The sequence below is a fragment of the Gimesia maris genome (genome assembly GCF_008298035.1).
Lineage (GTDB): Bacteria > Planctomycetota > Planctomycetia > Planctomycetales > Planctomycetaceae > Gimesia > Gimesia maris.
Window position 1 is genome coordinate 5,569,732 of the sequence record NZ_CP042910.1, and the last position, 13,571, is coordinate 5,583,302.

Annotated in this window: 11 protein-coding genes and 1 tRNA gene; 7 read left to right on the forward strand and 5 right to left on the reverse strand. The window is 51.4% G+C overall.

Features of this window, described 5'->3' with window-relative positions; genetic code table 11:
- The 3 genes from GmarT_RS20655 to GmarT_RS20665 all read right to left on the reverse strand — a co-directional run bounded on the left by GmarT_RS20655 (position 1) and on the right by GmarT_RS20665 (position 4,374).
- Positions 1–2,094 (reverse strand): heavy metal-binding domain-containing protein, encoded by a 2,094-nt coding sequence (locus GmarT_RS20655; RefSeq protein ID WP_002644012.1) that lies wholly within the window; start codon positions 2,092–2,094, stop codon positions 1–3.
- 256 nt (positions 2,095–2,350) lie between these two features.
- Complete coding sequence (locus tag GmarT_RS20660; protein WP_002644011.1) at positions 2,351–2,791, reverse strand: hypothetical protein; 441 nt, start codon at positions 2,789–2,791, stop codon at positions 2,351–2,353.
- Between the two features lie 83 nt (positions 2,792–2,874).
- Positions 2,875–4,374, reverse strand: a complete 1,500-nt coding sequence (locus tag GmarT_RS20665; RefSeq protein WP_002644010.1) for a TolC family protein — start codon at positions 4,372–4,374, stop codon at positions 2,875–2,877.
- A gap of 345 nt (positions 4,375–4,719) precedes the next feature.
- Between GmarT_RS20665 and mscL the strand changes: the two genes are divergently transcribed.
- The 3 genes from mscL (at position 4,720) to GmarT_RS20680 (ending at position 6,828) form a co-directional block, all read left to right on the forward strand.
- Entirely contained in the window at positions 4,720–5,142 is a 423-nt protein-coding gene (gene mscL, locus GmarT_RS20670; RefSeq protein WP_044236260.1) for a large-conductance mechanosensitive channel protein MscL, read from the forward strand.
- A gap of 170 nt (positions 5,143–5,312) precedes the next feature.
- Entirely contained in the window at positions 5,313–6,278 is a 966-nt protein-coding gene (locus GmarT_RS20675) for a DUF1559 domain-containing protein (RefSeq protein ID WP_044236154.1), read from the forward strand.
- A gap of 58 nt (positions 6,279–6,336) precedes the next feature.
- On the forward strand, positions 6,337–6,828 hold the full coding sequence (locus GmarT_RS20680) for a carboxypeptidase regulatory-like domain-containing protein (protein ID WP_149303177.1): 492 nt from the start codon (positions 6,337–6,339) through the stop codon (positions 6,826–6,828).
- A 185-nt stretch (positions 6,829–7,013) separates the two neighbouring features.
- On the opposite strand, the gene GmarT_RS20685 is transcribed toward GmarT_RS20680, so the two are convergent.
- A tRNA-Val gene (locus tag GmarT_RS20685) sits at positions 7,014–7,087 on the reverse strand.
- Between the two features lie 274 nt (positions 7,088–7,361).
- Here GmarT_RS20685 and thrS point away from each other — a divergent pair.
- From thrS to GmarT_RS20705, 4 genes are all read left to right on the forward strand, one after another.
- Positions 7,362–9,542 carry a threonine--tRNA ligase gene (thrS, locus tag GmarT_RS20690; RefSeq protein ID WP_002644005.1) on the forward strand — a complete coding sequence of 727 codons (2,181 nt, stop codon included), beginning with the start codon at positions 7,362–7,364 and terminating at the stop codon, positions 9,540–9,542.
- Positions 9,543–9,782: 240 nt separating this feature from the next.
- A complete protein-coding gene (locus GmarT_RS20695) occupies positions 9,783–11,150 on the forward strand; it encodes an aspartate aminotransferase family protein (RefSeq protein WP_002644004.1) in 1,368 nt (455 codons plus the stop codon).
- A 26-nt stretch (positions 11,151–11,176) separates the two neighbouring features.
- Positions 11,177–11,719 (forward strand): G/U mismatch-specific DNA glycosylase, encoded by a 543-nt coding sequence (mug, locus tag GmarT_RS20700; protein ID WP_002644003.1) that lies wholly within the window; start codon positions 11,177–11,179, stop codon positions 11,717–11,719.
- Positions 11,720–11,910: 191 nt separating this feature from the next.
- Positions 11,911–12,417 carry a hypothetical protein gene (locus GmarT_RS20705; protein ID WP_002644002.1) on the forward strand — a complete coding sequence of 169 codons (507 nt, stop codon included), beginning with the start codon at positions 11,911–11,913 and terminating at the stop codon, positions 12,415–12,417.
- Positions 12,418–12,429: 12 nt separating this feature from the next.
- Here the strand turns inward: GmarT_RS20705 and GmarT_RS20710 are convergent, their stop codons facing one another.
- Positions 12,430–13,542, reverse strand: a complete 1,113-nt coding sequence (locus GmarT_RS20710; RefSeq protein WP_002644001.1) for a hypothetical protein — start codon at positions 13,540–13,542, stop codon at positions 12,430–12,432.
- Positions 13,543–13,571 lie beyond the last annotated feature (29 nt).

Below are 13,571 nucleotides of genomic sequence, written 5' to 3' on the forward strand. Positions count from 1 at the left end.
TTATTCTCCTTTGGGCCTTGATAAGGTTTTGTTGTTCGTGTTGCCTGATTTCTGATCGGTTTTACGTCTGGTTGATGCCACCGGTGCAAAGGTACTCACCAGCTTCCCGCAATGCAGCATTTTGCTGCCAAAATAGGGATTGAGCAGTTTGTCATCCTGCTGCAGCCAGTCCCCTTCCCCTTGCGAAACCATCGGACAGAAAAACTGATAATAGGGTTGTTTCGCAGCATCACCGCGTACTTGAGTTGCCAGCTTTACCATGGCATGGCTGATCGGCTTGAACTTTTTTCGGGCTTCTTCCAGAGAGAGATGATGCAGATGCACTGCGTTCGCCGCCACCTGCTTTAACTCCGACCTGATTGTATGGTCGAGTTGGGAATCCTGAGCCAGTTCTGACGCCAGCCTGTTCAGTGTTGTCGCCTGTTGTTCTGAGATTTTTTGATCTGAGGCAAACTGTTTCTGAATCGCGAAATAAACAGAATACAGGTTCTCCAGACTCTGCCCCGGCTTGCCAGAGAGCTTTTCAATTCTGATGGACTCAAACTGCAACGGCTCATTGCGATAAGCTGGCTTTTTCTTTTTGTCTCGCGAATATTTTGTCGGGTCAATCAGACTGGGTTTTCCCGAGAGTTGCATTTGTGAATCGATCAGAAAGTTGCCTGCTGTCGCTACCTGTTCCCCCTGTTTGACTCCGTCCAGAATCACGGCTCGATCTCTCAACATCGGGCCAAGCGTTACATTCCTGAGTTCGAAACGCCCGGGCTCTGTTTCCACATAGACCACACTGTGATCACCGGCCAGAAGAACGGCTGAACGTGGAACGGTAATGGCGGCATTCTGGATGACCGGTTGTTCTGAATAACCATAACGAGAAGTCGGTACCAGCTTCATACCACAAATCGGACAGTCACCCGGTTGGTCCCGGATTACCTGGGGATGCATGGGACTGATCCATTTCCCCGCCAGTTCAGAATCATACACTTTCCCCTGGGGACCAATGGGAACGGTGATCTGTGCTTTGGCATAATCACCAGGTCGCAACTGACCGTGCTCATTACTGAACTCGACACGGACACCGACCGTGCGGCGCGTCTTGTTGACCGTGGGGTCGATGAAGACCACCCGTCCTTTCAGCGTCTTGCCGGGCAGTGACTGTAATTCGGCCTCGACGACCTGTCCAAAGCGGATGCGGGATGCATTTTCCGGGTACAACTCCAGCATCAGCCACACGGTACTCAGATTCGCAATCCGGTAGATCGGTTCACCCGCTTTGATATACTTTCCTTCTTCAGCCAGTTTCTGCGTGACGGTTCCGCCGATGGGAGCATAGATGGTGAGCCTCGATTCGGCTTTGCCGCTGGTCAGCAGTTGATTGATCTGCTCGTCTGTCATTCCCAGTTCGACCAGTTTCTGACGTGAATTCGTCACCAGTTTTTCCTGCACTTCACGCACAACAGCCAGTGATCCGGAGTTCATCTTTTTTAATGCATTGCGTGCTTCCAGTAATTCGATCTGTGCGGAATAAAGTTCCGGACTGTAGACTACAGCAAGGTGATCGCCTTTCTCAACTTCGACACCGGTGTAATCAGCAAACAGTTTTTCTATTCTGCCATCAATATAAGCTGCGATCGTTGCATGCCGGCTCTCGTCGATTTCGATCGAGCCTATCGTTTCGATGATCGAATTGACCGGCTCTGCTTTCACTTCCTCGGTCTGTATGTTAGCCAGTCTGCGCTGGGTCGGTTCAATATTGATTGCCAGTTGATCCACGTTCCCTGCGGATTTTGCAGCAGGGACCAGCGCCATACCACAGATGGGGCACCGTCCTGGTGTGGGTTGTCGAATCTGGGGATGCATGGGACAGGTATAAGTCGCCTGTTTGCCCTCATCAGATGACGTGACACCAGCCGATGTGCCGGCCTGAATCCAGCCTAGACGCTGGGCCACACCAGTCAGCACAATCAACAGCAATCCCACCGCCAGGAACAATCCTGCGGGTAATAATTTACGCAACCACCAGCGTCCCGACCTGGCATCAGGCGGTGGGGGTGGATTGCTGGATTGGAGCGCTGATTCATTTTTAGAAGAACTCATCGTTCCCCCTCTGTTTTTTTTGAAATGAGTAGCCAGCCAGTAACACTTTACCAGCATTGGACCGTGCCGGAAAAAACTGACCGGCCACTCAAATCTGATTCAATAAATTCGCAGTGAATTCGCTATCATCAAGGATCAATCCATAAAGTCAGTCCTGATTCGAGACAGAGTCGATACGGGGGCTATCTCATCAGGAAAAAGAGACTCTCGGACGTAATGCGATCGCAGTCGGAATACCACAGGGATTGATGTCTGTTTAGATCAAAGAGACGCAGTACAGAACCTGGGCGTATTTTTGAGAGTGATGAGCAGCGACAGTCGTGTCACTAAGAAGACGTGTCGTTTGCGCAGCTGGAGAAATCCCCAATAAAAAAGAAGGCTGCAGAGCGAAGTGCTGCAGCAGTGATTCCTGTGCAGACTGGGACCGATCTGGTAAAGCGGGCTGCTCATCCTGGCTGCAGGAACATCCGGCGGTGTGGAATTCATCGTTCCTGTTTTCAGTCTGGCGCTGAGTCAGATGGCAACAGGCTTTCTGAACGGGTTTCGCAGCATGTGATCGACAGCAGACACGTTCCGGCTGATCAGATTCACCATTCATTCCACAGCGACAGGTCGACAGGCTTGCCGGAAAGACAGTCTGAGCACACAGCATGAACGCTGTCATCCAGATCATCAAAACGCGAGACTGCCTGAACATGATAATATACCTGTAGAATAAAGTAACAGACCTACAGGAAATATACCGTGCGAGATATCGGAAGTCCAGACTGATCTCTTCGGCTACTCTTGTGGTAATCCCGGAAGTGCTGTCACAGGTGTAAGTTTGACGTCCTGTCCTGCCACACGGCTCAACTGTGCCAGCGAGACAGCCAGTTCACCAACAGCAGAATGATATCCGAGTTCCAGTGTGAGCAGGTTCCGGTAGTCTCGGATCACCCGATCAAATTCCACAGCACCGCGCGAATACGATTCCTGATCGGCTCGCAGCGTCTGACGCGCCTGCGGCAGGATCGTGTTCTTATACAGTTTTGCGGTTTCATCTGCACGGCGGGCTTCCGCCAGTAATTCAGTAACCAGCGCATCATAACGATCGCGGAGTTCGGCTTCGTTATCAGTCGAAGCGAGATGCTTCCAGGTCGCTTCGTCTTCGAGGGCATCATATTTGTCACGCCAGAGCGGAATGCTGACCTGCGCACCAAGCGACCAGGGATCCTGTCCGACCTGGTATAGAGCGGAAGGGGGTCGATTGTTATCGGTGAAAAAGTAATTCGCAGAAACGGTCAGTTCCGGACGACGACTTAAATGAGCCACTTCAATTCCCCAGCGCGATGCCTGTGTCCGCAATTGCGCTGCCTGGATTTCCGGCTGTGATCGCAGTGTGGTCTCATAAATCTCACGCGCTGATAAAGCGGGCAACGCAACTTGCAGTTCCGCGGGAACCGCAATGGGCAGATCGGCATCGCGGGCCACCAGACGATTGACTTCCGCCTGCACTGCGACCCGCAATTTTCGATACGTCAACAGGCGTTCTTCCAGTTTACTGAGTTCCAGTGTTCCCAGCAGCACATCACCCTGGGTAGCAGTTCCGGTTGCGATCTGAGCATTCGCCACGTCAATCAGCGACTGCAGCAGTTCCTGATTGGCCTTCGCCGTTTCAATCTGCTGATCAATCACATACAGCCGATACCAGCCCGTACGCACCGCAGCAAGCACCCGCAGGCGTTCCGCCAGATAATCAGCACGCACCGCAAATGCTTCGAAGCAGGCCCGCTGCTCTTCCGCATCTAATTTCCCCAGCCACGGAATCGCCTGGCTGGCACTCAGGACGGCACGTTGTGAACCGGAGGCAGTCTGAATCGGCGCCCCAAATACATTCGTCCCCACTTTGGGGTCCGGCAGTTTATTCACATAACGACTGCGCGAAGAGGCGGCATTGTATTCGCGATAGAGTTTCACCAGTCGCGGATTCTGATCGACGGCCAACATCTCCAGTTCCACCAGAGACTGCGAAAGGGGAGGCTGCTGAATGACCAGTTCTGACTGGGTTCCATCCGCAAATATACCATCGACTGCTTCAGCACCAGTCTGCACGATCACCGACGGAGATTCATGTAGCTCCTCAGCCGGTTCGTCAAATCCAATCGACGTACGCGCAACGGCCTCTGCGTTCGCGGTGGACGACTTTTGAACAGTTGTGGTATGCGAGGCACAGCCTGCGACGAAAACAGTCAACAGAATTAGACCGAAACCGCGGCTGAAATACAGGGGATGATCCTTCATCCTGAAACCTTACTGAAATCCATAAGATCGAATTCCCGAATTTCGGGAACTAATCATCAGTGGTCTGAAAAAATGGCACGGTCCAGAGAAAATGATCGACGCGATGGATGGTCCGGCTGTGCGAGTATTACCGGATTCAAAGGCCCTATCGGAATATTCACAGTGATCGTACGGGTTATATGGAACGAGGCGGTCAGTCAAAAAGAACTTGAAGAACCTGATGTTTCCGTCTACAACCATCAAATGCAGAACATGGGGAAAACTGAATTTGAGGAAACTGGATAGAATTTGACGGTTTGACCAGGCACTTTACCACAGAACAGAAAGCGCGTGTGATCAATGGGAATGCTCAAAGAATTCAAAGAGTTCGCGGTGCGGGGCAATGTCGTCGACATGGCCGTGGGAATTATCATTGGGGCGGCGTTCAGTAAAATCGTCTCTTCGCTGGTCAAAGATGTCGTGATGCCCCCTATCGGAATGTTACTGGGCAAAGTCGACTTCTCTCAGCTTTCCATTGTTCTTCGTGAGAAAACCGACACCGCCGAAGCCGTTACCATCAACTACGGTATCTTCATCAATTCCGTCATCGATTTTGTGATCGTCGCGTTTGTGATCTTCCTGGTGATTCGGCAGATGAACAAAATGAAACGCCAGGAAGAACCCAAACCGGAGACAACCAAAGCCTGCCCGTTCTGCAAATCGACCATCGATCTCACAGCGACCCGCTGCCCCCAGTGTACTTCAGAACTGGTAGAACAGGTTAAATGACGCCATTCTTCCAGCTTAGTACATCTAAGTGTAACCTCTTGTACATAAAGATTTAATTAGACGGTCTGTCTTGTTATTTTTAGCAGAGTTTACATTGCCATTGCCTGAATTGACCTTTTATAATCATCTCGCGCCTTTTTTTCTAAACTTTAGATAACAATGAGATGAAGATGAAAAGAAAGAGTCAAAAAGACGGATTCACACTAATTGAACTATTGGTTGTGATTGCCATTATTGCCATTTTAATCGCTTTATTACTTCCTGCAGTTCAGCAGGCGCGAGAGGCAGCACGCAGAAGCACCTGTAAAAATAACATGAAACAACTGGGGCTTGCGATGCACAACTACCATGACACACATCGCACCTTCCCAATCGGAGCACAATACCCCTACTATAAAGGCAACTGGCGATTCAGCTTACTTCCTTATATCGATCAGGGCCCCCTTTATGCACAGCTGACTAAAACACATCCCACTTCAGCGGATGGATTTTCAGGTGGGTGGAGTGTTGGGTATTACGGCACCAATTTTGGCATTCTGGAAGGCTTGACAATTCCCGTTTATAATTGTCCCTCAAGTGCACTTTCCAGCAATAATAATCCTTCTAACTACAACGACCAGTTAGGTCAGACTCACGATTATGTGGGGATCATGGGGTCTTATCCTGGAACGGGGTGTTCTCCTGACATCAGTGGCCGGGGAAGCGCGTGTGAAAATGGGATTCTGTTCTTTAACGGGCACACTCAAATTCGTGATGTTACCGATGGTACGTCAAATACAATTTATATCAGTGAGCAGTCGGGAATGGTGGGTAACCGAGACCTGCGGGCGAACTATCATGGTGGCTGGAGTGGTTTTTACAACACAACGCAACGCCCCTCACAGATCACTTCAAGCTCTCATTTCGGTGCAGCCGTCTCAACAATCCGCTACGCTCTTAACCTGGATACAACGAGTCCTCCCAACGGTTCGGCATCCAGCTGGCATTACAATACGATTCTGAATTCATTTCATACAGGTGGAATTCATGTTTTACTCGGTGATGGGGCAGTTCGATTCCTCGGCAATAGTATTGACCTGGGAACCCTGCAGAAACTCGGCGCCAGAAACGATGGACTCGTTATTGGCGAGTTTTAAATCGTTTCTGCACTTGATATCCAAAACTACCATCTGAATAACCAGGTTTAAATTCATTATGAAATCCAGCGATCGTAATTTTTTGTTGACTTCCGAACTCAGTTCATGTGTGCATCGATACTGCCAGATTAGATACACTCCCTTGAACTGTATTTTACTTATGACCGTATTAAGCGCGATTACAACGACCGGTTGTGGCTCCGGGGTCAGTGAAACTCCCCGTGGCGACATTTCGGGAAAGGTCACGTTTCAAGAAACACCAGTCACGGATGGAACCGTCAATTTCTTCTCTGGCAAAACAGGGATTGCTGCGGGAGCCAAACTTGATAGTGAAGGCACATTTTCGATCCCAGACGGAATCGAAATTGGTACTTATACCATCACGATAACGCCTCCTTATGTAGAGGAGCCCCCAGGTTTGTCGCCAGCAGAATCTAAACCAAAAGAGTTTAAAGAGATTCCAGAGAAATATCGCTCTGGTGAAACAAGTGGTCTGACAGCAGAAGTGAAAAGCGGAGCAAATCACTTTGAGTTCGACATGGTGAAATGAGTTGCCTGATGATTCTCCCCCCTTGTTTGAAGCCAAGGGGGGGATTTTTATTTTCAGAATCGTCCAGGCAAGATAAAATAGACGTCTGTGACCATACTCAATTATGGACACGGTTCTGCGTAAACAAAAACGCCATAAGCCACTTTCAAAAAGTAACTTATGGCGTTTTTTAATTCCAAAACAAGTGGACGATACTGGATTCGAACCGGTGACCTCCACGATGTCAACGTGGCGCTCTAACCAACTGAGCTAATCGTCCTGAGGTTAAGCAGGGTAAGCATCCATGAAGATATCGTCAAGTTCCAGAACACTTTCTGTAAAAAAAACTGCTGAAAGGCACAGTCTTTTGACCTGTGTGGCCGATCATATCAATTTCAATGGTTTCACCGCATTTTATTACATGAGACCGAACATTGACGTCGGCATCGACTGTCGAATATAAAGACCGTACCTCCTTCGAACTGCCTGAGCAGTGAGCCCTTTGTAACGGCGACTGTGGTGGTTCCGACTTTAGACGAAGTTCAGAATATCAAATGATTCAAATCAAATTACCCGATGGAACCGTAAAAGAGTATGCCGATGACAGTTCTGCTTTAGATGTCGCCCAGTCCATCGGCGAACGCCTGGCCAATGCCGTCGTTGCTGCTGAAGTGGATGGAACCGTTTGTGATGCGTTCCGTCCGCTGAAAGACATCACTGATTCCGAGGAAATCTCGCTCCGCCTGCTGACCGAACGCGATGCCGAAGCACTCGGCGTGATGCGGCACTCCTGTGCTCACATCATGGCACGGGCCGTCATGCGTCTGTGGCCGGGCATTCAACTCGCCTTCGGCCCGACTCTGCCTCACGGCTTCTATTACGATTTTGGCCTGGAACATACCATCAGCGAAGATGACTTCCCCAAAATCGAAGAAGAGATGAAGAAGATCATCAAAGAAGAAGAGCCATTTGAACGGTTCTCTCTCGACCGGGACGAAGCCGTCTCCTTCGTCAACGAAATGGATCAGCATTCCAAAGCCGAACACATCCAGACCGGCCTCGCCGATCACGGAAAGCTCAGCTTCTATCGCCAGGGAGAATTTGTCGATCTCTGTCGCGGTCCCCATATTCCCAACGCAGGCAAAGTCAAAGCGTTTAAGCTGCTGTCGATCGCCGGTTCGTACTGGAAAGGGGACGCGGGGAATAAACCGCTGCAGCGTCTGTATGGTACTGCCTGGTTCAGCAAAAAAGATATGAAGCAGTACCTGGAACAGGTCGAAGAAGCCAAACGCCGCGATCATCGCGTGCTGGGGAAAAAACTGGGACTGTTCTCGATCAATCCTGAAGTCGGTCAGGGGCTCTGTCTCTGGCTGCCGAAAGGGGCGACCATCCGCGCGGTGCTGGAAGACTTCATTAAAGTCGAGCTGACACGCCTCGGTTATCAGCCGGTCTACTCGCCTCACATTGGACGGGTTGAACTCTATGAAACCAGCGGTCACTTCCCCTACTACCGGGATTCCCAGTTTGCGCCCCTGTTTGGCCACGATGCCGGCCAGCTGGTCGATTTCTGGGTTCGAAAGCTGGAAGAAGACAGCCTGTCGGCAGAGGACGAAGAACTCTTCTTCAAGTCATCCCGGGTAATGAATTGCGACTTTGAATTTCCTCCGGGTGCCAGTCGAGAAGAAAAGCTCAAAATCCTCAAAGCCTGGGAACACAAACACGAACGCTATCTGCTGAAGCCGATGAACTGCCCGCACCATGCAGAGATGTATAAATCGATGCCGCGCAGCTATCGGGACCTGCCCGTACGTCTGGCTGAGTTCGGCACCGTGTATCGCCACGAACAGACCGGTGAATTGAACGGTATGTTACGCGTACGAGGACTGACACAGGATGACGCACATATTTTCTGTACTCCCGAGCAGGTCGAAGAAGAATTCCGCGCGACTCTGGAACTGGTCAAGTTCGTGCTGGCCTCAGTTGGCCTCGATAACTTCCGCGTACAGCTCTCCCTCCGCGAGCCTGGCAGCGACAAGTATGTCGGCAGCGAAGAGAACTGGCAGCATGCCGAAAACAGTCTGCGGAAAGTGCTCGAAGCCTCGGGCATGTCCTACAGCGAATGCGAAGGGGAAGCCGCGTTTTACGGTCCCAAAGCCGACTTCATGGTCTCTGACTGTATCGGCCGGGAATGGCAACTGGGAACCGTCCAGCTGGATTACAACCTGCCGGAACGCTTCAAACTGGAATACACCGGCTCGGACAACCAGCCACATCGTCCCGTGATGATCCATCGTGCCCCCTTCGGTTCGATGGAACGCTTCACAGGCATGTTGATTGAACACTTCGCAGGTGCCTTCCCACTGTGGCTCGCGCCGGAACAGATTCGGGTACTGCCCGTCAGTGATAAAACACTGGATTACGCGAACGAAGTGGTGGCTCAACTCCGCAAGAACGGATTTCGGGTTTCCATCGATACCCGCAGTTCAAAGGTCAACGCGAAGATTCGTGATGCCCAGTTGGAACTGATTCCGTACATGTTCATTGTCGGCCCCAAAGAAGCCGAACAGACCGCGGTTGCCGTACGTGACCGGATCGACGGCGATCTGGGACCAATGCCACTCGCAGATGCGATTGCCAAACTCAAGCAGGAAGCCGACGAAAGGCTCGTGCGACAGGTGGCAGAAAATACGTTTGCCGGTGTCGAAGGACAGACGGAGAAAGCCAACGAGTACTAACACACGATGCAGGGCAGCCCCGGGTCTGATCCGGGGTTGTCTGTGTTTCTGGTTTTGTCCAGTGAAAGTTGTCTCACCTGCTTCGCATTCTAACTCTGATCACTTTGATCTTTGACCCTGTTTGCGATATAAATAGATCACACGGGACTGGTTCCTGCCTGCAGGTTCACCGTTCTGTTTGCACTCCGATTTCTGAATTGATTCAGAACCATTTCTTACTTTTAAAGTGAGTTCCATGCCATGAGCCAGGCCGTAGGACAGCAGATTGAAGCCGACTTTTTTGCGAAATTCCCCACATCGGCAAAGATGTACCAGCAGGCGTGCACCCTGTTCCCCAGTGGTGTGACGCACGATGGCCGTTATATGAAGCCGTTTCCGATTTATGTCGATCATGCTCTGGGTGCACATAAGTACGATGTGGACGGCAATGACATCATAGACTACTGGAGTGGTCACGGTTCATTGATTCTGGGACACAGTCATCCTGCGATGGTCAAAGCGGTTCAGGAACAGGTTGCGAAAGGCACCCACTTCGGTGCCTGTCACGAACTCGAACTGGAATGGGGCGAACTGGTCCGTCAACTGGTTCCCTCCTGTGAAATGCTGCGGTTCACCAGCAGCGGTACCGAAGCAACGATGATGGCACTGCGCGTCGCGCGCATAGCAACCGGAAAAACCAAAGTCATCAAATTCGCCGGTCACTTTCACGGCTGGCATGATCTGCTGACCCAGGCTTCAGAACCACCACACGACGATAAAACCTACGCCATGCCCGGTGTGACCAATGGCGTTTCCGAGGAACTGATCATCCTGCGTCCTAATGATCTGGATCTGGTTGAACGTGCGATTGCCGAGCATGACCCGGCCTGCCTGATTATCGAAGCTACCGGAAGTCGCTGGGGCGTCGTTCCACTGGCAGAAGGCTTCCTGCAGGGGCTGAGAAAGCTGACAGAAGAAAAAGGTGTGCTGATGATTATGGACGAAGTCATCAGTGGATTCCGTGTTGCTCCCGGCGGGATGCAGGAAGTGCGAGGTATCGTCCCCGACCTGACCTCACTGGCAAAAATCGTTGCCGGCGGTCTGCCTGGTGGCTGTCTGGCGGGTCGTGCCGATCTGATGCAGGCGATTGCCTTTGATAATCCATTTGGCCAGAAGATGAAACATCCGGGAACTTATAATGCCAATCCACTTTCCGCAGCAGCCGGTATCGCCGTCTTAAAGCAGATCGCCGACGGAGAGCCCTGTCGTCAGGCAAACGAAAGTGCCGCGAAACTGCGAATGGGTATGAATGATGTCCTGACCCGCAAAAATGTGAACTGGGTGGTCTACGGCCAATTCTCGATCATCAAAGTCTTCCCCGGTTACGACGGACCGCGACCGACCGATGATTCTTTCGTCCCTTATGAGAATGACTTCGACCGTCTGGACCGCAAGCATGATGCCCAGCTGGGACACGCCTTCCGCTGTGCACTGCTGTTGAACGGTGTCGACTGGTTTGGCTGGGGCGCCATGACCACTGCGGCACACTCCGATGAAGAAATCAACTTTACGGTCAATGCCTTCGAACGTGCCATCGACGCGTTACGTAATGACGGGTTTATTGAGTAAGAATCAGATGCGGGAGCCTGAAGCGCGTGGAAGAAATCTGGAAACCAACGCCAGAGCAGTTGGAACAGGCCATTCATAAACAGCTTCCCGACCTGATTGAACCGGGCTTGAAAGCACTGTTTGTCGGAACGAATCCTGGGTTGTACTCTGCCGCGGTAGGGCATCACTTTGCCCGCCCCGGCAATCGCTTCTGGCCGGCCATGCATCGTGGAAAGATTACCGAGCGTCTCTATTCTCCGTTCGAAGATTATAAGCTGCTCAAGCGGGGGGGCGGGTTAACCAACATCGTCAGCCGCGCTTCGAAACGGGCGGACGAACTTTCGAAAGCAGAACTCGATGAAGGGGCAGAAATCCTGACTGAAAAGGTGCTCAAATTCCGACCGCAGAAAGTCGTCTTTCTCGGAATCACTTCCTACCGCAAAGCGTTTGGCAGAAATAAAGCCCAGCTGGGACTGCAGAAAGAACAGATCGGAACAGCGGACGTCTGGGTGCTCCCCAATCCCAGTGGTCTGAATGCCCATTACCAGATCCCGGAACTCGGGAAAATCTTTGCCAGGATGTGGCGGTAATACTCAACCTATCTTACCTGTTTTACGCGACAGTTATTTTTTCCCCGCGGAAGCTTTCTTTCATCGGGAATTGATTGAATCCCGCTGAATTGTCTCGACGATGATAATTTCAGGCACAGAGAGATACTGCGCAGCAAGCGTCTGTTTTCTTTGAAGCCTTTGTACGACATCACTTTCGTTCAGGTTGATTCATGTTTCGTCAGTCCCGCATTTACTCGTCTCGAATCATGCTGCTGCTGCTCACCGTGGCGCTGCTGAGTCAGCAGGGTTGCGTACATCGGAAGAAGTACAGCCTGTCGAGTATGTGGATGGATTACAACACGCTGCGAGCGCCTGCCATCTTCTTTGAGAAACGGGAACATTTACCATATAAGGCCCATCAGGTGGCTTTATTTCACTGGCAGTATGGCGTCACACCGGGCCGCAACGTGAAATACGTCCGCCCTGATCTGGTCGGTGGAAATATGGCATCCACGGCTCCCTATGATGCGGTGATGAATGTGAGCGCCGAAACGGAATCCTATCCGACGGACATGCAACCCATTCCGCTCGGTGCCGCCAACAGCAGCATGAGTGTCGATACGCCACAGGGAACCATGTTGCCTCAGAAACCGCAGCCAACGAAAGCCCCGATCAAAAAGAATGCCCGTTTCACAATCGAGACCATTCCGCCTCCCCCTGCTCCGCCGGTTCCCTAATATTCAAACCAGTTAGCGAGTGACAGGCGAGACGCGTGGCGTATAGACTGTAATCCAGATAAATGGTTGCCCGCGTTCATCAATCACCAGTTTACGGGTAAGTCCATCACGGCCGATGGCGTTGCGGATCAGAATCCCCCAGGTAGTCCGTTTTTTGGAGACAGTGACTTTGATCTGATCCAGGTCAACCTCTTTCTTCTCAATCGCGTATTCATCGGCGATCATCGGAATGCCCGATGCTTTGGAAGCCGCCATTAAGACATCTCGCAGTGGAACGTTATTGAGTTCCACCGGAATCAGTTCGAAATAACGGGGCGCTGTTTTCTGGCGCGAGAGTTTCAGATCCCAGCCAATCGGCCAGGGAGAGTCCGTCGCTTCCCAGGGAGTCACCCGCAGTTCCAGCGAACCGGTGGGCGTCCGCAGTGGATAGAATGCAAGGCCATACTGTTTGAGGGCAATCGCCAGTGCCGTCCCTTTGGACAGTTTCTCCAGATCGGCTTTGATGGTGAGATCCGGAGCCGACTCCGCCAGGCGTTTCTGTGCATCAATGTCGAAGCGTATCGTCAGTGAATCGGGTAAATCGAGTTTATCGATGCCCGCTTTCAGCGAGAGCTCCTGTATGTTGGCAGGAGATTCCTGCGAAAGTGCAGCAAAAACCGTTTTGAATTGCGCATTTGACAAACCCCACAGTGGTTTGCTTTCGGGTGAGCCCTGCGCGCCGAATGTTTTCAGTTCATTGAGCCATTCTTTGAGTCGTCCCAGATCACTGCGGGCAAAGCGATGACCGGGAAACTGGATCTCCCCGTTTCGATTGAGCGTACCAGTCAGGCGGACTTCACGTAAGGTGCCCCGGAGGTCCTGTTCAATCGCCGGTTTATCATCTAAAACAGAGCGACGTGTCCGAATCGAGATTCCCAGATCACGAAAAGTCTGCCCCCACTGCTGGGCAAACAGAGCCGCGCTGTTGTCTTCCATCAACAGGGTGACAGTCACTGTCGTTTTGATCGGCGCCCCTTCATATTTTTCCTGCTTCGGAAAAGTGAGTTGCGCTGACACATCCGCATATCCAGCGAAGAGAAGTGTGAGCAATACCAGCAGACAAAAAAAGGGGATTGGTTGTTTCATATTCTTTGTTCTGGTCGATGAAAATCGGA